The following is a 25,550-nucleotide window of genomic DNA, read 5'->3' as shown; positions in this document are numbered from 1 at the left end:
CGAAAACTTATGCTAACAGCAGCAGGGTATCGCGGGACGGACTAGGAGGCGGCCTCGAGCGCCCGGTCGAGCGGGATCGTGAGCCGTATCACGGTCCCGCGCCCCGGCGCGGACTCGACGAGACACTGGCCCTGCAGCTGCTTGGCGCGGTTCTTCATCGTCGCCATGCCGTGGCCGCGGTCCAGCCGGCCGTCGTTCTCGATCTTGATGCCGTCGCCGTCGTCCTGGACAACGACCTTGAAGTCGCCGTCGGCCACCGTGCAGGTCACCGAGGCGTGCGAGCCGCCGCTGTGTTTGATGATGTTGCTCGTCGCCTCGCGCAGGATGCGCGTGGTCTGCACGAAGGCGCGCGCCGACAGCATCTGCGTCAGGTCCTCGGGCGCTTCCCACTCGGCCTGGATGCCGGCCTGCGCGAGCCGGTTGACGACCTCGGCACGCCAGTCGCCCAGCGCGTCGGCCAGGCGCACCGCACGGCCGGTGAGGCCGCGCACCGACAGCCGCATCTCCTCCAGCGCCTCGCGCGCCAGCGTCGAGATGCGCTGGTCGTCGCTGGTGTGCACGATGGTCAGCAGCTTGGCGCCCAGGTCGTCGTGCAGGTCGGCGGCGATGCGCTTGCGTTCGCGCTCGGTGATCTGCTCGACACGCAGCTCGGCGAGCTGACGGAAGTTGCGTTCGATCTCGGCGGTGGCTTCGCGCACGCGCTCCTCGAGATGGGCGCGGCCGAGTTCGGCTTCCTGCAGCGCGCGGCCGTGCTGCTGCACCAGGCGCAGGCCGACGACGACGAACATCAGCGGCGCCACCAGACGCGCGGCCTGCGCCGGCATCGGGCTGCCGCCGACCTGCTGCGAGACGAACTCCACCAGCCCGGCCAGCGCCAGCGTGCCCAGCGTCGCCGCCATCACCCACGACGAGCGCGAATGCCCGCGCCACTGCGCGCGCAGGTAGTAGATCGCTGCGGCGCCGACCTGCAGTCCGAGCACCAGCGACCACAGCATCGTCAGCACGTGCAGGCGCTCGGGGCCGGCGAGCACCAGGGTCGCCGGCATCGCCGCGCACTGCAGCGGCAGCAGCCGGTCGGCGATGCGGCTGCGGTGCTGGGCGTAGCGCAGCAGGAACTGCACCGCCGCCAGCGTGATGAAGGCCAGCAGCGAACAGAGCAGGAACTCGGCGACGGCGGCGTCCACCGGCACGGTGCGCAGCCACAGCCGCGCCTCCAGCGCCGACCACAGCACGGTCAGCGCGCCGAAGTAGGCCAGGTGCGACTCGCGCCGGTTGATCGTGCCGAGCACGAACATGAAGCTGCCCATCAGCAGCAGCGTCGCCGACAGCGCCTGCGGCAGCGCGACGGCGAAGGTGTGCTGGCGCGCCTGGCGGTGCAGCAGCAGCGACTGCGGCCCGAGTTCCAGCGCCGACAGCCCGCCGGCGCGCCAGCGCGAGCCCACGCGCGCCATCGACTGGCCGGCGACCTTGATGTCCAGCGTGTTCAGCTCGGGCGCGATCAGCGCCGACGGCAGCGTCACCAGCTGCGGCTGGCCGCAGTTGTTGGTCAGCGGCTCGCGCATGCGCCCGCCGCTGAAGACCAGCTGGCCGTTGAGGTAGACCTCGAGGTTGGTGCAGGCGCGTTCGATGTACAGCGCGCTCAGCTCGTCGTCGCCCGGGCGCTCGGGGGCGCGAAAGCCGATGCGGTACCAGACCGGGCCGCTGGCGCCGGGGCGCGAACGCGACCAGTCGTCGGGCAGGCTGACCGGCTGGGCGTCGGCGTCGGCCGGGAAACCGGGCGTGTCGCCCGGCGCCGCCAGCGCCGAGGTGATGCGCAGCGTCTGCGCCGCCGCCGGCAGCGACAGCAGGGCGAACAGCAACACGGTCAGCAGCGACGACAGGCGGCGGAGCAGGGCGGGCGGCGACATGTCGGTCGATTCTGAGGCATGCCGCTTGCCCGGCGGCGCTGCGACAATGGCAGTTCCTGTCGTCCCCCCGCATCCTCGCCGCTTGATCCGCCGCCACACGCTCGCCCCGGCCGACCACCGTCGCCTCGCCCACCTCTGCGGGCCGCTCGACGCGCACCTGCGCGCCATCGAAGCCGGCCTCGGCGTGACGCTCGCGCGCCGCGACGACAGCTTCCGCATCGACGGGCCGCGCCCGGCGGTCGAACGCGCCGTCGCCCTGCTCGACCGGTTGTATGAACAGGCCGAGGCGCCGATCGGCGAACGCCGGCTGCAGCTCGCGCTGGCCGAAGCCGGCGCGATGCCGCCGCCCGCGCCCGGCACGCCTGCAGAAGGCAGCGCCGAGCGCATCGTGCTGCATACGCGCCATGCCGACCTCGTCGGCCGCACGCCGAATCAGGTGCAGTACCTGCGCCAGATCCTGGCGCACGACATCACGTTCGGCATCGGCCCGGCCGGCACCGGCAAGACCTTTCTCGCCGTCGCCTGCGCCGTCGACGCGCTGGAGCGCCACGGCGTGCAGCGCATCGTGCTGACGCGCCCGGCGGTCGAAGCCGGCGAGCGCCTGGGTTTCCTGCCCGGCGACCTGGCGCAGAAGGTCGACCCTTATCTGCGGCCGCTCTACGACGCGCTCTACGACCTGATGGGCTTCGACCGCGTCGCCAAGGCCTTCGAGCGCGGGCTGATCGAGATCGCGCCGCTGGCCTTCATGCGCGGGCGCACGCTGAACCACGCTTTCGTCATCCTCGACGAGGCGCAGAACACGACGCGCGAGCAGATGAAGATGTTCCTCACGCGCATCGGCTTCGGCAGCAAATGCGTCGTCACCGGCGACGTCAGCCAGGTCGACCTGCCCAAGGGCATGGCCAGCGGCCTGGTCGAGGCGCGGCACATCCTCAAGCGCGTGCCGGGCATCGCGTTCACCGATTTCACCGCCGCCGACGTCGTGCGCCACCCGCTGGTGGCGCGCATCGTCGAGGCCTACGACGCCGCCCGGGAGCCGCGTGAAGCCTGAACTCCAACTGTCGCTGCAGTTCGCCGACGCCCGCCACCGCGGCGCGCTGGCGCGCCACCGCGTCGCGCGCTTCGTGCGCGCGGCGCTCGAAACCTCCGGCCGCATCGCGGTGCGCATCGTCGACGAGGACGAAGGCCGCACGCTCAACCGCGAGTACCGCGGCAAGGACTACGCGACCAACGTGCTGACCTTCGACTACGAGCACGAGCCCGAGGTCGTCGCCGACCTGGTCCTCTGTGCGCCGGTCGTCGAGCGCGAGGCCGCCGAGCAGGGCGTCACGCTGGAGGCGCACTACGCCCACCTGCTGGTGCACGGCACGCTGCACGCGCAGGGCTGGGACCACGAGGACGACGGCGAGGCCGAGGCGATGGAAGCGCGCGAGACCGAGCTGCTCGCCGCGCTGGGCTTCGCCGACCCCTACGCCCGCGGCTGATCCCGCAGCGGGTCAGCCGGCCTTGGGCCGCGCCAGCACCGAGGCGATCGCGGCGACGATCAGCAGCATCGCGGCGAAGTCCTGCCAGTGCAGCGTCTCGCCGAGCACCAGCGCACCGGAGAAGGTGCCCAGCACCGGGATCATCATCACGCTGATCGAGCTGGCCACCGGCGGCAGCGTGCGCGCCAGGTAGAACCAGGCCGCCTGCGCGAAGCAGAACACGCCGATGGCGTTGTAGGCGATGGCCCAGGCCCCCGGCGCCGAGGGCATGGTCCAGCGCTGCGACTCGAAGGCCAGCGCCAGCACGCTCATCACCAGCGTCGTCACCGCCGTCATCCAGAACGACACCGCCAGCAGCGGCACCGGGATCGTGCTGCGGCGCAGGCGGTGCGTGCCATAGGCCCAGGTCGCCGCGGCCAGCAGCATCGCCGCCGCGGCCCAGGGCGCGCCGGCCAGGCGCCCGGCCTCGTGCGCCAGCAGCAGCACGACACCCAGCCCGGCGGCGGCGACGCCGGCGAGCTGGCGCCAGCCCAGCCGGTCGCCGAACAGCCAGCGGCCCCAGAGCGCCGCGAACACCGGCATCGAATAGCCGAGGATCGCCGCGCGGCCCGAGCTCAGCGACGGGATCGCGAGGATCACGACGACGTGCCAGACCAGCATGTTGGACACCGTCAGCCGCAGCAGCTCGCCCCAGTGCTCGCGCGGCAGAGCCAGCGGCACGCGCATCGCCAGCAGCGCCAGGCCGAACAGCGGCAGCCCGGCGAGCATCGACACGGCGCGGAAGGACAGCGGCGGGAAGCCGCTGACGCCGAGTTTCATCACCGGCCAGTTCAGGCCCCAGATCAGGGTCAGCAGCAGCAGGACCGCCAGCTGGCGGCGGGTGGGACGGCTCATCGGGGAACGGGGGTCAGCGGCGTTGTTCGCCGAGGTAGCGCTTGCGCCAGAAGAACACCGCCAGGCCGACGCCGACGGCCAGCATCAGCCAGATCGCGACCCAGATGCCGTTGCTCGAATGCACCAGCGGCAGGAAGTCGAAGTTCATGCCGAAGAAGCCGGTGATCAGGTTCAGCGGCAGGAAGACGGCGGTCAGCACCGTCAGCGTGCGCATGATGTCGTTGGTGCGGTGGGCCACCGCCGAGAAGTGCATCTGCACCGCGGTCTCGGCCGAGTGCTCGAGCCGGCGCACGTGCGAGAGCACGCGTTCGACGTGTTCGAGCACGTCGCGCGAGCGCACGCGCAGCAGCTCGCGTTCGCGCTGGGCCGCGGCTTCGGCGGGTTCGGGCCATTCGTCGAGCGCGTCGATCCATTCCTGCATCGCGCTGCGCTGGTCCTCGCAGGTGTCTTCCAGCGCGTGCAGTGCGGTGCGCGACTGCAGTAGCACGCTCCAGTCGCCGAAGCGGCTCTTCGGGTCGAGCAGGCGTTGCTGCAGGTAGCCGAGCTGGCGCGTCAGCAGCCGGCGCAGGTCGAGGTAGCTGTCGACCATGTGGTTGACCATGCGCAGCATCAGGTCCGGCGGGCTGGCCGGCAGGCGCGCGCCGGCGCCGGCCAGGCGCGCGGCGAAGTGCTCGTGCACGGCGCAGTCGGTCGGGTGCACGGTGATCAGCACGCGGTCGAAGACGGCGAAGCCGACCGGGCTGGTGTCGATCGCTCGCAGCGCGCGTTCGGCGCTGGCCATCGTGCCGTGTTCGTCGTCGACGAACAGATCCTGGCTGCCGGCCGCCGCCGCGAGGCGGCGGAAGACCAGCAGGTCGTACCAGGAGGTGTAGTCGTAGTGGCTCGGCAGCTGGTTGTTCAGCAGGTCCGAGACGTGCAGGTCGACGAGCGCGCCGAGGCTCCAGCGCTGCAGCGCCGCCTGCAACTCGCCTTGCCGCAGCTCGAAGACGCGGCGCGCGCTGCCGATCCAGAGGAAGCCCTCGGCCGGCAGCGCTTCCGGCAGCGCGTCGAGTTCACGGAAACCCGGCGCGCCGACGTGGAAGACCCGCATGCAGGCGGATCAGCGCTGCCGCAGCAGACGCGCGGCGTCGAGCGCGAAGTAGGTCAGGATGCCGTCGGCGCCGGCGCGCTTGAAGGCGAGCAGCGCTTCCATCATCACGGCGTCGTGGTCCAGCCAGCCGTTGGCGGCGGCGGCCTTGATCATCGCGTACTCGCCGCTGACCTGATAGGCGAAGGTCGGCATGCCGAACTCGTCCTTCACGCGGCGCACGATGTCCAGGTACGGCAGGCCGGGCTTGACCATCACCATGTCGGCTCCCTCGGCGATGTCCAGCGCCACTTCGCGCAGGGCCTCGTTCGAGTTGCCCGGGTCCATCTGGTAGACCTTCTTGTCGCTCTTGCCCAGCGTGCCGCGGGTGCCGACGGCGTCGCGGAACGGGCCGTAGAAGGCGCTCGCGTACTTGGCGCTGTAGGCCATGATGCGCGTGTGGATGTGGCCGCCGGCCTCCAGCGCGCTGCGGATCGCGCCGATGCGGCCGTCCATCATGTCGCTGGGCGCGACGATGTCGACGCCGGCCGCGGCGTGCGTCAGCGCCTGGGCGGTCAGCACCTCGACGGTGACGTCGTTGATGATGTAGCCGGTCTCGTCGAGAACGCCGTCCTGGCCGTGGCTGGTGTACGGGTCCAGCGCGACGTCGGTCATCACGCCGAGCTCGGGGAAACGTTCCTTCAGCGCGCGCACGGTGCGCGGGATCAGGCCGTCGGGGTTGGTCGCTTCGCGGCCGTCGGGCGTCTTCAGCGACGCGTCGATGTTCGGGAACAGTGCCAGCACCGGGATGCCCAGTTCGACGCACTGCTCGGCGACGCCGAACAGCATGTCCTGGCTCATGCGCTGCACGCCGGGCATGCTCGGCACGTCCTGCACTTGCTTCGTGCCTTCGAGCACGAACACCGGGAGGATGAAGTCTTCGGGGGCCAGCCGGTTCTCGCGCACGAGGGCGCGGGTGAAGGCATCGCGGCGCAGCCGGCGGGGCCGGCTCGCGGGGAACGGAGGGAGGGTACGCACGATCGGATCCTGGGGGTTCTGGAGCGTGTCACACGCCTGCGAAGGCCCGACGGATTTCGGTTGGCTCTTCGCCGGTCACTCTGCTAAAGTGACCGATGAATGATAGCCGCACGCGCGGCGGTCATTCCCTGCTTTTCCTCCCTGAGCAGGTGCCTTACCGTGATGACAGCGATAAGGCTTGCTGGCCCCGGCCCCCGGCCGGGGCCTCCTTTTTTCCGCCTCGTGGCGCCCGCCATAATGGCCCGATGAGCTACCTCTGGGTCAAGGCCTTCCACATCATCTTCGTGGCGAGCTGGTTCGCCGGGCTGTTCTATCTGCCGCGTCTGTTCGTCAATCTGGCGATGGTGCCGCCGGACAGTCATGCCGAGCGCGAGCGCCTGCTGCTGATGGCGCGCAAGCTGTACCGCTTCATGATGATCCTGATGGTCCCGACCTTCGTGCTGGGGCTGCTGCTGTGGCTGTATTACGGCGTCGGCGCGGGGGCCGGCTGGCTGCACGCCAAGCTGACGCTGGTGGCCGGGATCCTCGTCTACCAGGAGTTCTGCCGCCGCGTGCTCAAGGACTTCGAGAACTCGGCCAACAAGCGCTCGCACAAGTGGTTCCGGGTCTTCAACGAAGTCACGGTGATCCTGTTCATGGCGATCGTCGTGCTGGTCGTCGTCAAGCCCTTCTAGAGGGCGCGGCGCAGGCGTGACGAGCGAACGTCACCGCAGCTCGGCGACGCCGCTGGCGGCGGCGTTCGCGGCGCTGATCGTCTACGCCAGCCTGTTCCCGTTCGAGGGCTGGCGCTGGCCGCCGGGCCAGCAGTTCACGGCGCTGCTCGTGCTGCACTGGCCGCGCTGGGCGACGCCGTTCGACGACTGGTCCAACTTCGTCGGCTACGTGCCGCTCGGGGCGCTGCTACTGATCGCCGCACGGCGCAGCGGCTGGCGGCCGCTGCCCTCGCTGGCGCTGGGCGTGCTGCTGCCGGCGGCGATGTCCTACGGCGCCGAGGTCACGCAGCAGTTCCTGCCGACCCGCTACTCGTCGCTGAAGGACTTCGTGCTCAACGCTGCCGGCGGCGCGGTCGGCGCGCTGGCCGGCGCGGCGCTGCACGCGGTCGGCCTGATCGACCGCTGGCACGGCCTGCGCCAGCGCTGGTTCGTGCCGCGCAGCGCCGGGGCGCTGGCGCTGCTGGCGCTGTGGCCGATGGGCCTGCTGTTCCCGGCGCCGGTGCCGCTGGGCCTGGGCCAGTTCGGCGAGCGTCTGCGCGGCTACGCGCTCGACTGGCTGGACGAGGTGCCCTGGGCCGACCCGGTCTACGAGCTGCTGGCCTCGGTGCCGACGCCGACCGATCGCCTGTGGCCGCCGGCCGAGGCCGCGGTCACGGTGCTGGGCCTGCTCGCGCCCTGCCTGGTGGCGTATTCGGTCGTCGCGCCGGGCTGGCGGCGCGCGGTGCTGGTGGCCGGCGCGCTGGCGCTGGGCACGGCGGCGATGACGCTGTCGACGCTGCTGAACTTCGGCCCGCAGCACGCGCTGGCCTGGCTGACGCCGACCGTCGGCCCGGCGCTGCTGGCGGCGGCCGGCATCGCGCTGGTGCTGGCGCCGGTCGGCCGGCGCGTCGCCTGCGGCCTGGGGCTGGTGGTGCTGACCGTGCTGGTCACGCTCGTCGCCCAGGCCCCAGCCGACCCCTACTTCGCCGACAGCCTGCAGAGCTGGGAGCAGGGCCGCTTCGTGCGTTTCCACGGGCTGTCGCAGTGGATCGGCTGGCTCTGGCCTTATGCCGCCGGCGGCTGGCTGCTCGCCCGCCTGGCCAGTCGCGACTGAGCCCTTGCGCGGCGCCCGTGCCGGGGGCGCTGCCTACAATCCCGCAATGAGTTATTTCCGGCACCACATCTTCTTCTGCCTCAACGAGCGGCCCGCCGGAGAGTCGAGCTGCGCCCGCCAAGGTGCGCAGGAGGCGTTCGAGCACTGCAAGGCGCGCGTCAAGGCCGAAGGCCTGTCCGGAGCCGGCGGCGTGCGCGTCAACAAGGCCGGCTGCCTGCACCGCTGCGCCGGCGGCCCGGTGGCCGTCGTCTACCCCGAAGGCACCTGGTACACCTACGTCGACCGCGAGGACATCGACGAGATCGTCGAGTCGCACCTGAAGAACGGGCGGCCGGTCGAGCGCCTGATGCTGCCGCCCGACGTCGGCCGATGAACGCCGCCACCGAGCGCCGGGCGATTCCCGGCCCGGTCGGCCCGCTGGACGTCGCGATCGACGCCCCCGCGGCCGGCCTGCGCGGCGTCGCCGTGCTCTGCCACCCGCACCCGCTGCACGGCGGCACGCTGGACAACAAGGTCGTGCAGACGCTGGCGCGCGCCTTCGTGCAGCTGGGCTACCGTGCGGTGCGCTTCAACTTCCGCGGCGTCGGCGGCTCCGGCGGCGAATGGGATGCCGGCGTCGGCGAGCTGGACGACGCGCTGGCCGTCGCCGCCGCCTTCCGCGACCCCTCGCTGCCGCTGGCCGTCGGCGGCTTCTCCTTCGGCGGCGCGATCACCACCCAGCTGGCCGCGCGCCTGGCCGACGCCGGCACGCCGGTCGAGCGCCAGGTGCTCGTCGCGCCGGCGGTACGGAACTTCCGCGCCGCGCCGGTGCCTCAGGACAGCGTCGTGATCCACGGCGAGGCCGACGAGGTCGTGCCGCTGGCGGCGGTGCTCGACTGGGCGCGTCCCCAGTCGCTGCCGCTGACGGTGGTGCCCGGCGCCGGCCATTTCTTTCACGGGCAGCTCACGCTGCTCAAGCAGATCGTCGTCGGTGCCTGGCACCGCTGACCCACCCGACCCTTCCGATGAAACGAATCCTCTCCCTGGCGCTGGCCTTCTTCGTGGCCGGCGCCCACGCCCAGGCGCCGGTGCCGCCCGAGATCGCCGCGCGCCAGTACATCCTGATCGACGTCAGCGCCAACCAGGTGCTGGCCGAACGCGACGCCGACACCCCGGCCGACCCGGCCTCGCTGACCAAGCTGATGAGCGCCTACCTGGTGTTCAACGCGATCCGCGACGGCAAGCTGACGCTGGACCAGCGCCTGCCGGTGTCCACGCGCGCCTGGGACGAGCGCAAGTACGGCGGCTCGCTGATGTTCATCGACACGCGCATGCAGCCGCGCGTCGACGAACTGCTGCGCGGCATGATCGTGCAGAGCGGCAACGACGCGACGGTGGCGCTGGCCGAGGCGGTCGGCGGCACGGTCGAGAACTTCGTCGCGATGATGAACAAGCAGGCCCAGGCCTGGGGCCTGAAGAACACGCAGTTCAAGAACCCCTCGGGGCTGACCGAGCCGGGCCACAAGACGACGCCGCGCGAGATCGCCTACATCGCCACGCGCATCATCCAGGACCACCCGAAGTTCTATCCGATCTATTCGGAGCGGGCCTTCGCGTTCAACAACATCCGCCAGGACAACCGCAACCTGCTGCTGGGCCGCGACCCGAGCGTCGACGGCATGAAGACCGGCTACACCGAAGCCGCCGGCTACTGCCTGGTCGCCAGCGCCCAGCGCGACATGCCCAACGGCAAGCGCCGGCTGCTGTCGGTGGTGATGGGCACGGCCTCGATGCAGGCCCGGGCCAACGAGAGCCAGAAGCTGCTGAACTGGGGCTACGCCGCCTGGGATGCGATCCGCCTGTTCGACGCCGGCAAGGCCGTGGCCACCGTGCCGGTCTGGAAGGGCAACAAGTCCGAAGCCCGCCTGGGCGCGCCGGGCGCGATCTTCGTCGCCGTGCCGCGCGGCGAGGGCGAGAAGCTGAAGACCTCGATCGAGCGCACCGACCCGCTGGTCGCGCCGCTGCAGCAGGGCCAGCGCGTCGGCACGCTGAAGGTGACGACCGCCGGCGGCACGACGGTGGCGCAGATCCCGCTGCAGGTGCTGGAGCCGGTGGGGCTGGCCGGCATCTTCGGCCGCGCCTGGGATGCCGTGCGGCTCTGGATCAAGTAATCTGGGAGCTTCACGCGGCGTCCACACCGAGACCGTCATGGCGATCGCCCTGCCCGACACGCTCTGCTACCTGAACGGCCACTACACCCCGCTCGCCGAGGCGAAGATCCCGGTCCTGGACCGCGGCTTCATCTTCGGCGACGGGATCTACGACGTCGTGCCGGTCTACGGCCGGCGGCTGTTCCGCTTCGACGAGCACCTGGCGCGGCTGGAGCGCAGCCTGGCGAGGATCCGCATCCCGAACCCGCACACGCGCGACGAGTGGCTGGAACGCTGCCGCTGCCTGGTGCAGACGCTGGCCGAGACGCGCGGCGTCGACGACCAGGTCGTCTACATCCAGGTGACGCGCGGCGTCGCGCCGCGCGACCACGTGATGCCCGAGGGCCTGGAGCCGACCGTCTTCATGATGGTCAACCCGCTGAAGCACGCAACCGCCGACCAGCGCCACCACGGCGTGGCCTGCATCACCGCGCGCGACTTCCGCTGGGAGCGCGGCGACATCAAGAGCACCAGCCTGCTGGGCAACGTGCTCGCGCGCCAGATGTCGGCCGACCACGGCGCGGTCGAGACGATCATGTTCCGCGACGGCTTCCTCACCGAGGCCTCGTCGAGCAACGTCTGGATCGTGCAGGAAGGCGCGCTGATCGGCGCGCCCAAGAGCGAACACGTGCTCGAAGGCATCCGCTTCGAGCTGCTGCGCGAGCTGTGCGAGGACTGCGACATCCCCTACAGCCTGCGCCCGGTCTCCGAGGCCGAGCTGCTGTCGGCCGACGAGGTGCTGCTGAGCTCGGCCACCAAGGAAGTTCTGCCGGTGACCCGCGTCGACGGCGTGCCGGTGGGCCACGGCGCGCTGCGCGGCAAGCCGGGGCCAGTCTACGCCCGCCTGTACGAGGCTTACCAGCAGGCCAAGCGCCTGCAGTCGATCTGAAGTCAAGATGGCCGACATCCCGCCCGAACAAAGCCTCATCGAGTACCCGAGCGCCTTCCCGATCAAGGTGATGGGTGCGCACGTCGAAGGCTTCGAGGAAGCCATCGTCGCGGTGGCGCTGCGCTTCGACCCCGAGTTCGACCGCGAGCGCGTCGAGCGCCGCCCGAGCAAGGGCGGCAACTACCTCGGGTTGACGATCGTCGTCACGGCGACGAGCCGCGAGCAGCTCGACGAGCTCTACCGCACGCTGAGCACGCACCCGATGGTCAAGGTCGTGCTCTGACGGCGATGCGGCTGCTGCTGCAGGGCCGGCGCGACTACGCCGAGACCGAGGCCGCGATGCGCGGCTTCACCGAGGCGCGCACCGCCGCCACCGAAGACGAGATCTGGCTCGTCGAGCACCCGCCGGTCTTCACGCAAGGCATCGCCGGGCGCGACGCGCATGTGCTGGCCGCCGGCGAGATCCCGGTCGTGCGCACCAACCGCGGCGGCCAGGTGACGTACCACGGCCCCGGCCAGGTCGTCGCCTACCCGCTGGTCGACCTGCGGCGCGCCGGCTACTTCGTCAAGGAGTACGTCTTCCGGCTCGAGGAGGCGGTGCTGGACGTGCTCGGCGCCGTCGGCGTCACCGGCCACCGCGTGCGCGGCGCGCCGGGCATCTACGTGCGCCTGGACGACCCCTTCGGCCACGCCCGCCTGGTGCCGCGCGACGACGACCCGTTCGCCGGCCTGGGCAAGATCGCCGCGCTCGGCATCAAGGTCAGCGGCCACTGCACCTACCACGGTGCGGCGCTGAACGTCGCGATGGACCTGCAGCCCTTCGAGCGCATCGACCCCTGCGGCTACAAGGGGCTGAAGACGGTGGACCTGCGCTCGCTGGGCGTCGAGGTCGCCTGGGAGGACGCGGCGCGCGCCTTCGGCCAGGCGCTGGCGCGGCGGCTGGCGCCGGCCTGAGGTCGCCCGACCCTGACGCCCGGGCGGCCACGGGCCGGGGCGGATAATCCCGGGCCTTCACGCCCGCCTCTCCGCGCCATGACCGACCCCCAGACCCCGGCCTACGACCCGACCGCCAAGCAGAAGTCGCAGGCCAAGACCTCGCGCATCCCGATCAAGGTGGTGCCGGCCGAGGTGCTGAAGAAGCCGGAGTGGATCCGCGTGAAGGCCGGTTCGGCGTCCTCGCGCTTCTACGAGATCAAGAACGTGTTGCGCGAACAGAAGCTGCACACGGTCTGCGAGGAAGCCTCGTGCCCGAACATCGGCGAGTGCTTCGGCAAGGGTACGGCGACCTTCATGATCATGGGCGACAAGTGCACGAGGCGCTGCCCGTTCTGCGACGTCGGCCACGGCCGCCCGGACCCGCTGGACGCCGAGGAGCCGAAGAAGCTGGCGCAGACCGTCGCCGCGCTGAAGCTGAAGTACGTCGTCGTCACCAGCGTCGACCGCGACGACCTGCGCGACGGCGGCGCCCAGCACTTCGTCGACTGCATCACCGCGATCCGCGAGCAGTCGCCGGCGACGCGCATCGAGGTCCTGGTGCCTGACTTCCGCGGCCGCCTGGACAAGGCGCTGGCGATCCTGAAGACCGCGCCGCCGGACGTCATGAACCACAACCTGGAGACCGTGCCGCGCCTGTACAAGGAGTCGCGGCCGGGCGCCGACTACGCCTTCAGCCTGAACCTGCTCAAGCGCTTCAAGGAGGAGGTGCCGGGCGTGCCGACGAAGAGCGGGCTGATGGTCGGCCTGGGCGAGACCGACGAGGAGATCCTCGAGGTGATGCGCGAGATGCGCGCCCACGGCATCGAGATGCTGACCATCGGCCAGTACCTGGCGCCCAGCGGCCACCACCTGCCGGTGCGCCGCTACGTGCACCCGGACACCTTCAAGATGTTCGAGCGCGAGGCCGCGGCGATGGGCTTCAGCCACGCCGCCGTCGGCGCGATGGTGCGTTCGAGCTACCACGCCGACCAGCAGGCGCACGCAGCCGGCGTCACCGAAGGCTGATCGGTTGCCAGCGCGCGCGCTGGCGCGCACGATCGGATCCCCGTCTTGATGGAGACACGATGGATCGCAGGCATTTCGCGTGGACCCTGGCCGCCGCGACGAGCGCGTGGCCGCTCGCCGGCCGCGCCGCCGCGCTGAGCGAAACCGACGCCGCCGCCGGCGTGCGTGCGGCGCTGGAGCGCGGCGCGGTCGCCGCAGTGGCTTTCCTGGGGCGCAGCGATGGTTTCCTCGGCAACCCGCAGGTGCGCATCCCGCTGCCCGGCGCGCTCGACGATGCGGCCGGCATGCTGCGTGCGGCCGGCCAGGGCAAACGCCTGGACGAGCTGGTGACGGCGATGAACCGTGCCGCCGAAGCCGCGGTGCCCGAGGCGCGCACGCTGCTGGTCAGCGCCGCGCAGTCGATCAGCGTCGAGGACGCGCTGAAGATCGTGCGTGGCGGCGACACCTCGGTCACCGACTTTTTCGCGCGCAAGACGCGCGAGCCGCTGGGCCTGAAGTTCCTTCCCATCGTCACCCGCGCCACCGAGAAGGTGAAGCTCGCCGACCGCTACAACGCGGTGGCCGGCAAGGCGATGGGCTTCGGCCTGGTGCGCAAGGAAGACGCGAACGTGCAGCAGTACGTCACCGCCAAGACGCTCGACGGCCTGTACTTCATGATCGGCGAGGAGGAGAAGAAGATCCGCGCCGACCCGGTGGGCACCGGCAGCGCGATCCTGCGCAAGGTCTTCTCGCTCTAGCCGCTCAGACGACGCCGCGCTCGCGCAGCGCGGCGATCTCGGCTTCGGCCAGGCCGATCTCGCGCAGCACCTCGTCGGTGTGCTCGCCCAGCAGCGGCGGCGCCCGGCGCACCGTCGGCGGCGTCGCCGACAGCTTCATCGGGCTCGCCACCAGTTCGATTTCGCCGAGTTGCGGGTGCGTGGCCTGCGTCACCATGCCGCGATCGCGCACCTGCTCGTCGGCGAAGACTTCGCCGAGGTCATTGATCGGCCCGCAGGGCACGCCGGCGGCGTCGAGCGCGGCCAGCCAGTCGGCACGCGGGCGGGAGTGCAGCAGCGGCTCCAGCAGCGGGATCAAGGTCTGGCGGTTGCGCACGCGTGCGGCGTTCGTCGCGAAGCGTTCGTCGGCGGCCAGTTGGGCGCAGCCGGCGATCTCGCAGAAGCGCTTGAACTGGCCGTCGTTGCCCACCGCCAGGATCATGTGGCCGTCGGCGACCTCGAACACCTGGTAAGGCACGATGTTGGCGTGGGCGTTGCCGACACGCCGCGGCGGCGTCTTCGTCGCCAGATAGTTGGCGCCCAGGTTGGCGAGCATCGCGACCTGCGTGTCCAGCAGTGCCATGTCGATCGCCTGGCCTTCGCCGGTGGCGTCGCGGTGGCGCAGCGCGGCGAGGATCGCCACCGTCGCGTACATCCCGGTGAAGAGGTCGGCGACCGCGACGCCGACCTTCTGCGGCCCGGCGCCGGGCAGGCCGTCGCGCTCGCCGGTCACGCTCATCAGCCCGCCCAGGCCCTGGATGGCGTAGTCGTAGCCGGCGCGGTCGCGATACGGCCCGGTCTGGCCGTAGCCCGTGATCGAGCAGTAGACGAGCCGCGGGTGTGTCGCGCGGATCGTCTGGGCGTCCAGGCCGTAGCGCGCCATGTCGCCGACCTTGAAGTTCTCGATCATCACGTCGGCGGTGTCGGCGAGCCGGCGCACCAGCGCCTGGCCGTCGGGGTGCGCGATGTCGATCGTCACCGAGCGCTTGTTGCGGTTGGTGCCGACGAAGTAGGCGGCCTCGGCGCTGTCGTGGCCGTCGGCGTCCTTCAGGAACGGCGGGCCCCAGCCGCGCGTGTCGTCGCCGCCGGGGTGGCGCGCCGAGCGCGGGCGCTCCACCTTGACGACGTCGGCGCCGAGGTCGGCGAGCGTCTGCGTGCACCAGGGGCCGGCGAGCACGCGCGAGAGGTCGAGCACGCGCAGCCCCGCGAGCGCGCCCGGTTTGAGCTGGTCCATGCGCCGATTCTGGCGCTGCCGCGGCATGGTGCACGTCACCCTTGGGCCTCCGGCCGTCCGGCCGACGGAAGCCCTGCGGCAAGAACGGTGCGCAAGTCGGGGCGAAAGCTGCCGATAATCCGCGCACTTACGCCATGGCTGCCCTGCTCGTCATCGCCCACGCCCCGCTCGCGTCGTCTCTGCGAGCGGTCGCGTCCCATGTCTATCCGGATTGCGGCTCGGGGCTGGCGGCCCTGGATGTCGAGCCCGGCATGCAGCCCGAGCAGGTCGTCGAACGCGCGCGGGCGCTGCTGGCGCAGCTGGGTGCGCAGGAGGCGCTGATCCTCGTCGACGTCTTCGGCGCCACGCCGTGCAACGCGGCGCTGGAGCTGGCCGACGGCGTCAGCGCGCGAGTCGTGGCCGGCGTCAACGTGCCGATGCTCTGGCGCACGCTGTGTTATGCCCACCTTCCGCTGGACGAACTGGTCGCGCGCGCCGTGGCCGGGGGCGCGCAGGGTGTCATGCAGATCGGCGGCGCGCGCCGGCAGAATCAGGCAGTCCCCCCGGGCCCACATGATCAAGACCCGAATCACCATCAGCAATAAGCTCGGTCTTCACGCCCGCGCCTCGGCCAAGCTGACCAAGCTGGCCGGCAGTTACCGCAGCGAGGTCTTCCTCAGTCGCAACGGCCGCAGGGTGAACGCCAAGAGCATCATGGGGGTGATGATGCTGGCCGCAGGGCTGGGTGCCGAGGTCGAGATCGAGACCGAAGGCGAGGACGAACAGGCCGCGATGGACGCGCTGCGTGCGCTGATCGACGGCAAGTTCGGCGAAGGCCAGTGACACGCCGACGGGAGCCGAACGCATGAGCATCCAGGTCTTCGGCACTCCCGTCTCGCGCGGCGTCGCGATCGGTCGCGCCGTGCTCGTGGCCTCCAGCCGCGTCGACGTCGCGCACTACTTCGTGCCGTCCGAACGCGTCGACCAGGAAATCGAACGCCTGCGCCAGGCGCGCGACGCGGTGTCGGCCGAACTCGCCACGCTCAAGCGTGACCTGTCGCCGGATGCGCCGGCGGAACTGTCGGCGCTGCTCGACGTGCACCAGATGCTGCTGCACGACGAGACGATGAGCGCCGCGACCAAACAATGGATCGTCGAGCGCCACTACAACGCCGAGTGGGCGTTGTCGGCGCAGCTCGAGGTGCTGGCCCGCCAGTTCGACGAGATGGACGACGAGTACCTGCGCGAGCGCAAGGCCGACGTCGAGCAGCTCGCCGAACGACTGCTGCGCTACCTGGCGCGCGTGAAGCCCGGCCAGACCGCCGCTCCCGTCGCGCCGGAGATCGTGCACACGCGCGACTTCGGTGGCGAGGAGCCGCTGGTGCTGGTGGCCAACGACGTCGCGCCGGCGGACATGATCCAGTTCAAGCGCAGCGTCTTCACCGGCTTCGTCACCGACGTCGGCGGGCGCACCTCGCACACCGCGATCGTCGCCCGCAGCCTGGACATCCCGGCGGTCGTCGGCGCTCGCGAGGCCAGCCGGCTCATCCGCCAGGACGACTGGCTGGTCATCGACGGCGATGCCGGTGTCGTCATCGTCAACCCGTCGCCGATCGTGCTGGAGGAGTACCGTTTCCGCCAGCGCCAGAGCGAACTCGAACGGGCGCGCCTGAACCGTCTGCGCCACACACCGGCGGTCACGCTGGACGGCCAGGCGGTGGAGCTGCTGGCCAACATCGAGTTGCCGGGTGACGCCGCGGGGGCGTTGGAGTCGGGTGCCGTCGGTGTCGGCCTGTTCCGCAGCGAGTTCCTGTTCATGAACCGCGGCGGCGACCTGCCGGGTGAGGAGGAGCAGTTCGCGGCCTATCGCGACGCCGTCGTCGCGATGCAGGGGCTGCCGGTGACGATCCGCACCGTCGACATCGGAGCCGACAAGCCGCTGGACCGCATGAGTCTGCAGGAGCTGCGCCACGAGCATGCGCTGAACCCGGCGCTGGGTTTGCGCGCCATCCGCTGGAGCCTGGCCGAGCCGGACATGTTTCGCCAGCAGCTCCGGGCCATCCTGCGCGCGAGTGCTTTCGGGAAGGTGCGCATCCTGGTGCCGATGGTCGCCCACCTCGGCGAGATCCGCATGACGCTGGACGCGCTGACGCGGGCGCGGCAGCAGCTCGACGACGCCGGCTGCGCCTATGGCGAGGTCGAGATCGGCGCGATGATCGAGGTGCCGGCTGCGGCGCTGATGGTCGGACGCTTCCTCGATCACTTCGATTTCGTCTCGATCGGCACCAACGACCTGATCCAGTACACGCTGGCGATCGACCGTACCGACGACGCCGTGTCGCATCTGTTCGACCCCTGGCATCCGGCGGTGTTGCGTCTGATCGACGAGACCATCTCCCAGGCCAACGCGCGCGGCAAGGATGTCAGCGTCTGCGGCGAGATGGCCGGGGACGCTGCCTTCACCGACCTGCTGCTGGCCATGGGCTTGCGCAGTTTCTCGATGCACCCGGCGCGCATCGCGTCGATCAAGCAGCGGGTGCTGCGTGCGGACACACGCCGACTGCTGGCCAACGTGGATGCGGTGCTGCGTGCCGAAGACCCGGCACTCGAGGCGGCGCGGCTCTTCTCTGCCGCCATCGTTCACTGAGGGCGCGCGGGCTTGCCGCTTGGCGTGGCCGGACGCTCCGCTCTAGAGCGCGTTCTGCTAGGTGATCGGCACTCCGCGAGTGCCTCTTCATCTACGAGCAACCGGTCCTCTCAGAACTTTTTTCGGCGGGCCGCTTGCAAGCCGATTGGAACCCGTGCTACAGTCGCAGGCTCTGCTGATCGACGGCGGTGCTTCGAAAGAAGCGGTTGCCGAGAAATCCCGAAAGGGTTTCAGCGAAAAGCAGAAAAGCCGAGTGCTTGACAGAGTTTTTAAAAAATGTCAGAATCTCGGTCTTCGCTGATAACTAATCGGCGACGCCGCGAAAGCAGCGAAGTTCTTTAACAACATACAGCCGATAAGCGTGGGCGTTTGAAGGCGAGTGCCAAGAAGTCGCAAGACTTCGAGGTCCTAGTGACTTTAAACGCTCATGGAAACTGAAGTGAAGTTCACTTCAATTCCTATTGAGCAAATTCAAGATCGAACTGAAGAGTTTGATCCTGGCTCAGATTGAACGCTGGCGGCATGCCTTACGCATGCAAGTCGAACGGTAACAGGCCGCAAGGTGCTGACGAGTGGCGAACGGGTGAGTAATGCATCGGAACGTGCCCAGTAGTGGGGGATAGCCCGGCGAAAGCCGGATTAATACCGCATACGACCTATGGGTGAAAGCGGGGGACCGAAAGGCCTCGCGCTATTGGAGCGGCCGATGTCAGATTAGGTAGTTGGTGGGGTAAAGGCCTACCAAGCCTACGATCTGTAGCTGGTCTGAGAGGACGACCAGCCACACTGGGACTGAGACACGGCCCAGACTCCTACGGGAGGCAGCAGTGGGGAATTTTGGACAATGGGCGCAAGCCTGATCCAGCCATGCCGCGTGCGGGAAGAAGGCCTTCGGGTTGTAAACCGCTTTTGTCAGGGAAGAAATCTTCTGGGTTAATACCTCGGGAGGATGACGGTACCTGAAGAATAAGCACCGGCTAACTACGTGCCAGCAGCCGCGGTAATACGTAGGGTGCAAGCGTTAATCGGAATTACTGGGCGTAAAGCGTGCGCAGGCGGTTATGTAAGACAGATGTGAAATCCCCGGGCTTAACCTGGGAACTGCATTTGTGACTGCATAGCTTGAGTGCGGCAGAGGGGGATGGAATTCCGCGTGTAGCAGTGAAATGCGTAGATATGCGGAGGAACACCGATGGCGAAGGCAATCCCCTGGGCCTGCACTGACGCTCATGCACGAAAGCGTGGGGAGCAAACAGGATTAGATACCCTGGTAGTCCACGCCCTAAACGATGTCAACTGGTTGTTGGGAGGGTTTCTTCTCAGTAACGTAGCTAACGCGTGAAGTTGACCGCCTGGGGAGTACGGCCGCAAGGTTGAAACTCAAAGGAATTGACGGGGACCCGCACAAGCGGTGGATGATGTGGTTTAATTCGACGCAACGCGAAAAACCTTACCTACCCTTGACATGCTAGGAATCCTGCAGAGATGTGGGAGTGCTCGAAAGAGAACCTGGACACAGGTGCTGCATGGCCGTCGTCAGCTCGTGTCGTGAGATGTTGGGTTAAGTCCCGCAACGAGCGCAACCCTTGTCATTAGTTGCTACGTAAGGGCACTCTAATGAGACTGCCGGTGACAAACCGGAGGAAGGTGGGGATGACGTCAGGTCATCATGGCCCTTATGGGTAGGGCTACACACGTCATACAATGGCCGGTACAGAGGGCTGCCAACCCGCGAGGGGGAGCCAATCCCAGAAAACCGGTCGTAGTCCGGATCGCAGTCTGCAACTCGACTGCGTGAAGTCGGAATCGCTAGTAATCGCGGATCAGCTTGCCGCGGTGAATACGTTCCCGGGTCTTGTACACACCGCCCGTCACACCATGGGAGCGGGTTCTGCCAGAAGTAGTTAGCCTAACCGCAAGGAGGGCGATTACCACGGCAGGGTTCGTGACTGGGGTGAAGTCGTAACAAGGTAGCCGTATCGGAAGGTGCGGCTGGATCACCTCCTTTCTGGAAAAAAGCACTCAAGTTTAAGCGCTCACACTTATCGGCTGTTGTTGACGACAGACTTTCCCGAGCGTGCGGGTCTGTAGCTCAGTCGGTTAGAGCACCGTCTTGATAAGGCGGGGGTCGTTGGTTCGAATCCAACCAGACCCACCATCATCTTGGGGGTGTAGCTCAGCTGGGAGAGCACCTGCTTTGCAAGCAGGGGGTCATCGGTTCGATCCCGTTCACCTCCACCAAGAATCCCACGTAGCGTTTGAAGCGCAAAGCACTTGTCTGAGTGTTTTGCGGTTCGATCGTTTAGATCGGCTGTCGTTCTTTAACAATTCATAGAGTCGAAAATCAGCGTTGCTGATGGAAAGCATCTTTCGGGATGCGCCGTGCCATCAGCGACAGTTTGATTGCGTCAATACAAACTTTGATTCGCGAGAATTGAAGTTCGGCATAACGCGTGAATACTCAAATCTGTCATTGACCGGATGTCTGAAGCGAGAGCTTCGGCGTCAAAGTTATAGGGTCAAGTGACTAAGTGCATGTGGTGGATGCCTTGGCGATTACAGGCGATGAAGGACGTGGCAGTCTGCGATAAGCCTCGGGGAGCTGGCAAGCAAGCTTTGATCCGGGGATTTCCGAATGGGGAAACCCACCCGCAAGGGTATCGTCATCTGAATACATAGGGTGGCGAAGCGAACCGGGTGAACTGAAACATCTCAGTAGCTCGAGGAAAAGACATCAACCGAGATTCCGAAAGTAGTGGCGAGCGAAATCGGAGGAGCCTGTACGTTTTAGCAGTCGATTTATCAGAACGGTCTGGAAAGTCCGGCCATAGCAGGTGATAGCCCTGTATGAGAAAAGTCTTCTGTGGAACTAAGCGTACGACAAGTAGGGCGGGGCACGTGAAACCCTGTCTGAACATGGGGGGACCATCCTCCAAGGCTAAATACTCGTAATCGACCGATAGCGAACTAGTACCGTGAGGGAAAGGCGAAAAGAACCCCGGGAGGGGAGTGAAATAGATCCTGAAACCGCATGCATACAAAAAGTCGGAGCCCGCAAGGGTGACGGCGTACCTTTTGTATAATGGGTCAGCGACTTACATTCAGTGGCAAGCTTAACCGAATAGGGAAGGCGAAGGGAAACCGAGTCCGAATAGGGCGTCTAGTCGCTGGGTGTAGACCCGAAACCAAGTGATCTATCCATGGCCAGGATGAAGGTAGGGTAACACCTGCTGGAGGTCCGAACCGACTAGTGTTGCAAAACTAGCGGATGAGCTGTGGATAGGGGTGAAAGGCTAAACAAACTTGGAGATAGCTGGTTCTCTCCGAAAACTATTTAGGTAGTGCCTCAAGTATTACCGTCGGGGGTAGAGCACTGTTATGGCTAGGGGGTCATGGCGACTTACCAAACCATTGCAAACTCCGAATACCGATGAGTACAGCTTGGGAGACAGTGCACCGGGTGCTAACGTCCGGACACAAGAGGGAAACAACCCAGACCGCCAGCTAAGGTCCCCAAAATTGGCTAAGTGGGAAACGAAGTGGGAAGGCTAAAACAGTCAGGATGTTGGCTTAGAAGCAGCCACCATTTAAAGAAAGCGTAATAGCTCACTGATCGAGTCGTCCTGCGCGGAAGATGTAACGGGGCTAAGCCAGTTACCGAAGCTGCGGATTTGCACGCAAGTGCAAGTGGTAGGAGAGCGTTCCGTACGCCTGCGAAGGTGGATCGTGAGGTCTGCTGGAGGTATCGGAAGTGCGAATGCTGACATGAGTAGCGTTAAAGGGGGTGAAAAGCCCCCTCGCCGAAAGCGCAAGGTTTCCTACGCAACGTTCATCGGCGTAGGGTGAGTCGGCCCCTAAGGCGAGGCAGAGATGCGTAGCTGATGGGAAACAGGTCAATATTCCTGTACCGATCTATAGTGCGATGTGGGGACGGAGAAGGTTAGCTCGGCCGGGTGTTGGATGTCCCGGTTCAAGCCTGTAGTCGTGGCCCTTAGGCAAATCCGGGGGTCTTAGATGAGGGGTGATAACGAGGCGGCTTGCCGCCGAAGCGAGTGATACCCTGCTTCCAGGAAAAGCCACTAAGCTTCAGCTATAGACGACCGTACCGCAAACCGACACTGGTGCGCGAGATGAGTATTCTAAGGCGCTTGAGAGAACTCTGGAGAAGGAACTCGGCAAATTGACACCGTAACTTCGGAAGAAGGTGTGCCTTTAGTAGGTGAACCATTTACTTGGGGAGCCCAATGAGGCCGCAGAGAATCGGTGGCTGCGACTGTTTATTAAAAACACAGCACTCTGCAAAGACGAAAGTCGACGTATAGGGTGTGACGCCTGCCCGGTGCTGGAAGATTAAATGATGGGGTGCAAGCTCTTGATTGAAGTCCCAGTAAACGGCGGCCGTAACTATAACGGTCCTAAGGTAGCGAAATTCCTTGTCGGGTAAGTTCCGACCTGCACGAATGGCGTAACGATGGCCACACTGTCTCCTCCAGAGACTCAGCGAAGTTGAAATGTTTGTGATGATGCAATCTCCCCGCGGAAAGACGGAAAGACCCCATGAACCTTTACTGTAGCTTTACATTGGACTTTGAACAGATCTGTGTAGGATAGGTGGGAGGCTTTGAAGCGGTGCCGCTAGGTATCGTGGAGCCGACGTTGAAATACCACCCTGGTGTGTTTGAGGTTCTAACCTTGGCCCGTTATCCGGGTTGGGGACAGTGTATGGTAGGCAGTTTGACTGGGGCGGTCTCCTCCCAAAGCGTAACGGAGGAGTTCGAAGGTACGCTAGGCACGGTCGGAAATCGTGCTAATAGTGCATAGGCATAAGCGTGCTTGACTGCGAGACTGACAAGTCGAGCAGGTACGAAAGTAGGACTAAGTGATCCGGTGGTTCTGTATGGAAGGGCCATCGCTCAACGGATAAAAGGTACTCTGGGGATAACAGGCTGATACCGCCCAAGAGTTCATATCGACGGCGGTGTTTGGCACCTCGATGTCGGCTCATCTCATCCTGGGGCTGTAGCCGGTCCCAAGGGTATGGCTGTTCGCCATTTAAAGAGGTACGTGAGCTGGGTTTAAAACGTCGTGAGACAGTTTGGTCCCTATCTTCCGTGGGCGCTGCAAGATTGAGGAAGCCTGCTCCTAGTACGAGAGGACCGGAGTGGACGCACCTCTGGTGTATCGGTTGTCACGCCAGTGGCATTGCCGAGTAGCTAAGTGCGGAAGAGATAACCGCTGAAAGCATCTAAGCGGGAAACTCGTTCCAAGATGAGTCTTGCCGGGGCCTTGAGCCCCCTGAAGAGTCGTTCGAGACCAGGACGTTGATAGGCCGGGTGTGGAAGCGCAGTAATGCGTTGAGCTAACCGGTACTAATTGCTCGTGCGGCTTGACCCTATAACTTTGACGGTGAGTCAAACGGGTTATGCCAGTAGCGCAATCGAACAAGCTGATTTTCAAAGCTCTATGAATTGGCCTAGCTGCCCAGCAAGAAGCAGCGAGGCGACAAGTCAAGCCTGATGACCATAGCGAGGTGGTCCCACTCCTTCCCATCCCGAACAGGAAAGTGAAACGCCTTTGCGCCGATGATAGTGCGGGTTCCCGTGTGAAAGTAGGACATCGTCAGGCTATTTATTCGAAGGCCCGGTTCTCACGAACCGGGCCTTTTTGTTTTTGCCCGAACGATTTTGTTTTTGTGCGAACGAAACCGATTGGCGACGGCACGTGATGACGGACAGATCCAGACGAGCGGCATTCCGGCCGCAACTCCGTCGGTACCGGTCGCGACCCGGGCGATAAAAAATCACGCCGCGGCGTGCGACACCCCGCCGAGCGTCAGCCCGGCGATCCCGGTAGCGTCACCCACTCCCCGTGCCGCTGCAACTGACCTCCGGCGAGCAATGAATCCACGACACGGCGAGCGTTGATCTCGGCTTCACCAGCCCCGAGGCCGCGCCTCGCGACGATTCGCACGAAGACCGGCGTGCTGGCGAGCCACGTCAACAGTTCGGACACTGTTCGCCGCCGGTGTTCGAGCATGTGGAACATCAGCAACGCACGTTCGGCGTAGTCGAGATGACGTTCCGGCTGGCGAATGAACTGGTGCAGGCGCTGACGGCTGCGCTGTACCGCGCCGGCGACGTCGGTGAAGGCCCGCCCATGTCCTGGAATGACGACCCTTGGCGCCAAGCGCTCCACCAGGTCCAAGGCCGACAGCGCGTCATCGAAAGCACGATCGTCTTCGAGCGCGGGAAACACGATCGCCAGGCGCCGCTCCCAGAGCGCATCACCGGTCAGCGCGACGCCACTGTCCGGCTGATAGAGCAAGACCGCATCGGGATCGTGCCCCGGTGCCGTGGCGACCTTCCAGCGGTAGTCGCCGAGACGAAGGACCCCTCCAGCCTCCAACGGCGAATCGACCTTGAATCTCGGGCATGTCTGCCCCGTGTGCTCGTAGCTCAGGCGGGTTTCGTCCCAGCGCCGCGCCAGGTCGAAGGAGGGCTCCGGGACCAGCGTCTCGCAGCCCCAGCGCGTCTGAAGGCCCGCATTGCCGCCTACGTGATCGGAATGCAGGTGCGTGTTCACGATGCGTTCGAGCGCGACGTCGCCGAGCGCCTCTTGCACCAGTGCCTGCGTCTGTGCCTCGTGTGATCCGTAGCCAGTGTCGACGATCGTCGCCGGCGTCGAACGCGACGCTCGAAACAGCACGTTGTTGGACGACAGCCAGCCACGTTCGAACAACTGCAAACCGAGCTGCTCGAATGCCGACCGCACGAAGGCGGCAGACTCCATGCTCCGATTCTCGGCGCGAGAGCCCGAGTCCTATCCCCGTAGGGACGAGCATGCGCGGCCTCAGGGCAGAGCCGCGAGTTCGGTGTCGGCGTGGGCCGAGTCCAGGTCGATCGCGAACAACTGTGCCGCCAACTCGCGTTCACGTCCGGCGATCGTCTGGAGAAAGTCGTCGGCACCCTTCATCGCCCGGAAGGTGTCGAAGCCCGTCTCCAGAAAGTGCTGGAGAGCCGACAGGCCGGCGGCCCGCGCCGGGGTGCGCATCAGGCGCAGGCTGTGGCGAAGCAGGGGGTTGCGGGTATAGCGATCGAGCGCGCTGCCGACCATCACCATCAACTCGATCTGTCGCGCTCGTACGCGCGGTTGTCCGACCGCCTGCCAGGCGCCGGTGTAAACGCGTGCATCGACACGCGCCGACTTCAGCTGCGCGCCCATCGCGCTGTCCATCGCTTCCGACAGCGCATGCAGCTCTGACAGCGCCTGCACCGTGCCGACCAGCTCGTGCGGGAAGATCCGCACCAGCCCGGGGACGACGCGGGCGAACTGGCTGTCGCGGTCGGTGAAGTCCTGCGGGCCGTAGAGCTCGTCGAGGAAGAAGCGCGAGGACTGCGCATAACGCGGCTGCGCCAGCAGGTCCGCGTAGGTGTGCGAGAACCGGCGATGCTGATAGTCCTTGATCGCGTGCGTGCGCGCCGCCAGCGTCGGGTCGGCATCGCGGCGCCGGCGTTCGGCGGCGACCTGCTGCAGGTTCTCGAGGATGGCCAGGCCTTCGGGAGACACGGCGGACGTCTTTCGCATGGCGCAATGGCGCGCCGCCCGGATGATGCAACATTGCGTCCCATGTGCGCGACCGGTCGACTCAAGCCCGCTTCGTT

General features: G+C 66.7%; 22 protein-coding genes, 2 tRNA genes and 3 rRNA genes. 20 read left to right on the top strand and 7 right to left on the bottom strand.

The window, feature by feature from the left end; all coding sequences use genetic code 11:
• Nucleotides 1-41: 41 nt before the first annotated feature.
• Entirely contained in the window at nt 42-1,907 is a 1,866-nt protein-coding gene (embS, locus tag RGE_RS21580; protein WP_014430604.1) for a sensor histidine kinase EmbS, read from the bottom strand.
• Nucleotides 1,908-1,989: 82 nt separating this feature from the next.
• On the opposite strand from embS, the gene RGE_RS21575 reads away from it, so the two are divergent.
• Both RGE_RS21575 and ybeY read left to right on the top strand, forming a co-directional pair.
• Nucleotides 1,990-2,958, top strand: coding sequence for a PhoH family protein (locus RGE_RS21575; protein WP_014430603.1), 969 nt, complete (start codon nt 1,990-1,992; stop codon nt 2,956-2,958).
• A complete protein-coding gene (gene ybeY / locus RGE_RS21570; protein ID WP_014430602.1) occupies nt 2,948-3,391 on the top strand; it encodes an rRNA maturation RNase YbeY in 444 nt (147 codons plus the stop codon). Before RGE_RS21575 ends, ybeY begins: the two co-directional genes overlap by 11 nt.
• 12 nt (nt 3,392-3,403) lie before the next feature.
• Here the strand turns inward: ybeY and RGE_RS21565 are convergent, their stop codons facing one another.
• Genes RGE_RS21565 through hemB form a run of 3 tightly spaced genes read right to left on the bottom strand, consistent with a single transcriptional unit; the run spans nt 3,404 to nt 6,389 of the window.
• Nucleotides 3,404-4,285 (bottom strand): DMT family transporter, encoded by an 882-nt coding sequence (locus RGE_RS21565; RefSeq protein WP_014430601.1) that lies wholly within the window; start codon nt 4,283-4,285, stop codon nt 3,404-3,406.
• A 13-nt stretch (nt 4,286-4,298) separates the two neighbouring features.
• Nucleotides 4,299-5,375, bottom strand: a complete 1,077-nt coding sequence (locus RGE_RS21560; RefSeq protein ID WP_014430600.1) for a magnesium transporter CorA family protein — start codon at nt 5,373-5,375, stop codon at nt 4,299-4,301.
• Between the two features lie 9 nt (nt 5,376-5,384).
• Nucleotides 5,385-6,389, bottom strand: coding sequence for a porphobilinogen synthase (hemB, locus tag RGE_RS21555; protein ID WP_014430599.1), 1,005 nt, complete (start codon nt 6,387-6,389; stop codon nt 5,385-5,387).
• A 245-nt stretch (nt 6,390-6,634) separates the two neighbouring features.
• On the opposite strand from hemB, the gene RGE_RS21550 reads away from it, so the two are divergent.
• From RGE_RS21550 to RGE_RS21505, 10 genes are all read left to right on the top strand, one after another.
• Complete coding sequence (locus tag RGE_RS21550; RefSeq protein ID WP_014430598.1) at nt 6,635-7,063, top strand: CopD family protein; 429 nt, start codon at nt 6,635-6,637, stop codon at nt 7,061-7,063.
• A gap of 16 nt (nt 7,064-7,079) precedes the next feature.
• The gene (locus RGE_RS21545; protein WP_014430597.1) at nt 7,080-8,195 is read left to right on the top strand and encodes a VanZ family protein; all 1,116 of its coding nucleotides are present in this window, start codon (nt 7,080-7,082) and stop codon (nt 8,193-8,195) included.
• Nucleotides 8,196-8,241: 46 nt separating this feature from the next.
• On the top strand, nt 8,242-8,568 hold the full coding sequence (locus RGE_RS21540; RefSeq protein ID WP_014430596.1) for a (2Fe-2S) ferredoxin domain-containing protein: 327 nt from the start codon (nt 8,242-8,244) through the stop codon (nt 8,566-8,568).
• The gene (locus RGE_RS21535; protein WP_014430595.1) at nt 8,565-9,182 is read left to right on the top strand and encodes an alpha/beta hydrolase; all 618 of its coding nucleotides are present in this window, start codon (nt 8,565-8,567) and stop codon (nt 9,180-9,182) included. Before RGE_RS21540 ends, RGE_RS21535 begins: the two co-directional genes overlap by 4 nt.
• Nucleotides 9,183-9,199: 17 nt before the next feature.
• On the top strand, nt 9,200-10,345 hold the full coding sequence (locus RGE_RS21530; RefSeq protein ID WP_014430594.1) for a D-alanyl-D-alanine carboxypeptidase family protein: 1,146 nt from the start codon (nt 9,200-9,202) through the stop codon (nt 10,343-10,345).
• A gap of 37 nt (nt 10,346-10,382) precedes the next feature.
• Complete coding sequence (locus RGE_RS21525) at nt 10,383-11,273, top strand: D-amino acid aminotransferase (protein ID WP_014430593.1); 891 nt, start codon at nt 10,383-10,385, stop codon at nt 11,271-11,273.
• Nucleotides 11,274-11,280: 7 nt separating this feature from the next.
• Entirely contained in the window at nt 11,281-11,556 is a 276-nt protein-coding gene (locus tag RGE_RS21520; protein WP_014430592.1) for a DUF493 family protein, read from the top strand.
• 5 nt (nt 11,557-11,561) lie between these two features.
• A complete protein-coding gene (lipB, locus tag RGE_RS21515) occupies nt 11,562-12,227 on the top strand; it encodes a lipoyl(octanoyl) transferase LipB (RefSeq protein WP_014430591.1) in 666 nt (221 codons plus the stop codon).
• Between the two features lie 78 nt (nt 12,228-12,305).
• Complete coding sequence (gene lipA, locus RGE_RS21510; protein WP_014430590.1) at nt 12,306-13,274, top strand: lipoyl synthase; 969 nt, start codon at nt 12,306-12,308, stop codon at nt 13,272-13,274.
• Nucleotides 13,275-13,333: 59 nt separating this feature from the next.
• Nucleotides 13,334-14,011 carry a DUF4197 domain-containing protein gene (locus RGE_RS21505; protein WP_014430589.1) on the top strand — a complete coding sequence of 226 codons (678 nt, stop codon included), beginning with the start codon at nt 13,334-13,336 and terminating at the stop codon, nt 14,009-14,011.
• 4 nt (nt 14,012-14,015) lie between these two features.
• Here the strand turns inward: RGE_RS21505 and RGE_RS21500 are convergent, their stop codons facing one another.
• Nucleotides 14,016-15,263: a CaiB/BaiF CoA transferase family protein gene (locus tag RGE_RS21500; protein WP_014430588.1), complete on the bottom strand. Its 1,248-nt coding sequence runs from the start codon at nt 15,261-15,263 to the stop codon at nt 14,016-14,018.
• 134 nt (nt 15,264-15,397) lie between these two features.
• Here RGE_RS21500 and RGE_RS21495 point away from each other — a divergent pair, with 134 nt between their 5' ends.
• The 8 genes from RGE_RS21495 to rrf all read left to right on the top strand — a co-directional run bounded on the left by RGE_RS21495 (nt 15,398) and on the right by rrf (nt 23,514).
• On the top strand, nt 15,398-15,847 hold the full coding sequence (locus tag RGE_RS21495; RefSeq protein WP_014430587.1) for a PTS sugar transporter subunit IIA: 450 nt from the start codon (nt 15,398-15,400) through the stop codon (nt 15,845-15,847).
• Nucleotides 15,816-16,085, top strand: coding sequence for an HPr family phosphocarrier protein (locus RGE_RS21490; protein ID WP_014430586.1), 270 nt, complete (start codon nt 15,816-15,818; stop codon nt 16,083-16,085). The genes RGE_RS21495 and RGE_RS21490 overlap by 32 nt, the downstream gene beginning before the upstream one ends.
• Before the next feature lie 22 nt (nt 16,086-16,107).
• Nucleotides 16,108-17,889 (top strand): phosphoenolpyruvate--protein phosphotransferase, encoded by a 1,782-nt coding sequence (gene ptsP, locus RGE_RS21485; RefSeq protein WP_014430585.1) that lies wholly within the window; start codon nt 16,108-16,110, stop codon nt 17,887-17,889.
• A 479-nt stretch (nt 17,890-18,368) separates the two neighbouring features.
• Nucleotides 18,369-19,897, top strand: a 16S ribosomal RNA gene (locus RGE_RS21480).
• Between the two features lie 73 nt (nt 19,898-19,970).
• A tRNA-Ile gene (locus RGE_RS21475) sits at nt 19,971-20,047 on the top strand.
• A gap of 7 nt (nt 20,048-20,054) precedes the next feature.
• Nucleotides 20,055-20,130, top strand: a tRNA-Ala gene (locus RGE_RS21470).
• 276 nt (nt 20,131-20,406) lie between these two features.
• Nucleotides 20,407-23,283, top strand: a 23S ribosomal RNA gene (locus RGE_RS21465).
• A 118-nt stretch (nt 23,284-23,401) separates the two neighbouring features.
• Nucleotides 23,402-23,514 (top strand): 5S ribosomal RNA (rrf, locus tag RGE_RS21460).
• The 16S, 23S and 5S rRNA genes sit together here with 2 tRNA genes alongside, the layout of an rRNA operon.
• A 207-nt stretch (nt 23,515-23,721) precedes the next feature.
• Here the strand turns inward: rrf and RGE_RS21455 are convergent.
• Entirely contained in the window at nt 23,722-24,678 is a 957-nt protein-coding gene (locus tag RGE_RS21455; protein ID WP_014430584.1) for an MBL fold metallo-hydrolase, read from the bottom strand.
• Nucleotides 24,679-24,738: 60 nt separating this feature from the next.
• Entirely contained in the window at nt 24,739-25,455 is a 717-nt protein-coding gene (locus RGE_RS21450) for an FFLEELY motif protein (protein WP_014430583.1), read from the bottom strand.
• Nucleotides 25,456-25,550: the final 95 nt, after the last annotated feature.

Origin of the sequence: Rubrivivax gelatinosus IL144, assembly GCF_000284255.1 — a bacterium.
Taxonomy (GTDB): domain Bacteria; phylum Pseudomonadota; class Gammaproteobacteria; order Burkholderiales; family Burkholderiaceae_C; genus Rubrivivax; species Rubrivivax gelatinosus_A.
Note: the sequence above shows the minus strand (reverse complement) of the source record. Positions and strands in the feature narration are given on the sequence as shown.

Coding starts and splice junctions, on each gene's coding strand:
- lipA (WP_014430590.1), top strand. CDS start 12,306: ATGACCGACCCCCAGACCCCGGCCTACGACCCGACCGCCAAGCAGAAG.
- RGE_RS21505 (WP_014430589.1), top strand. CDS start 13,334: ATGGATCGCAGGCATTTCGCGTGGACCCTGGCCGCCGCGACGAGCGCG.
- RGE_RS21525 (WP_014430593.1), top strand. CDS start 10,383: ATGGCGATCGCCCTGCCCGACACGCTCTGCTACCTGAACGGCCACTAC.
- RGE_RS21565 (WP_014430601.1), bottom strand. CDS start 4,285: ATGAGCCGTCCCACCCGCCGCCAGCTGGCGGTCCTGCTGCTGCTGACC.
- ptsP (WP_014430585.1), top strand. CDS start 16,108: ATGAGCATCCAGGTCTTCGGCACTCCCGTCTCGCGCGGCGTCGCGATC.
- RGE_RS21540 (WP_014430596.1), top strand. CDS start 8,242: ATGAGTTATTTCCGGCACCACATCTTCTTCTGCCTCAACGAGCGGCCC.
- embS (WP_014430604.1), bottom strand. CDS start 1,907: ATGTCGCCGCCCGCCCTGCTCCGCCGCCTGTCGTCGCTGCTGACCGTG.
- RGE_RS21550 (WP_014430598.1), top strand. CDS start 6,635: ATGAGCTACCTCTGGGTCAAGGCCTTCCACATCATCTTCGTGGCGAGC.
- RGE_RS21535 (WP_014430595.1), top strand. CDS start 8,565: ATGAACGCCGCCACCGAGCGCCGGGCGATTCCCGGCCCGGTCGGCCCG.
- RGE_RS21455 (WP_014430584.1), bottom strand. CDS start 24,678: ATGGAGTCTGCCGCCTTCGTGCGGTCGGCATTCGAGCAGCTCGGTTTG.
- lipB (WP_014430591.1), top strand. CDS start 11,562: ATGCGGCTGCTGCTGCAGGGCCGGCGCGACTACGCCGAGACCGAGGCC.
- RGE_RS21490 (WP_014430586.1), top strand. CDS start 15,816: ATGATCAAGACCCGAATCACCATCAGCAATAAGCTCGGTCTTCACGCC.
- RGE_RS21495 (WP_014430587.1), top strand. CDS start 15,398: ATGGCTGCCCTGCTCGTCATCGCCCACGCCCCGCTCGCGTCGTCTCTG.
- RGE_RS21500 (WP_014430588.1), bottom strand. CDS start 15,263: ATGGACCAGCTCAAACCGGGCGCGCTCGCGGGGCTGCGCGTGCTCGAC.
- RGE_RS21560 (WP_014430600.1), bottom strand. CDS start 5,375: ATGCGGGTCTTCCACGTCGGCGCGCCGGGTTTCCGTGAACTCGACGCG.
- RGE_RS21520 (WP_014430592.1), top strand. CDS start 11,281: ATGGCCGACATCCCGCCCGAACAAAGCCTCATCGAGTACCCGAGCGCC.
- RGE_RS21530 (WP_014430594.1), top strand. CDS start 9,200: ATGAAACGAATCCTCTCCCTGGCGCTGGCCTTCTTCGTGGCCGGCGCC.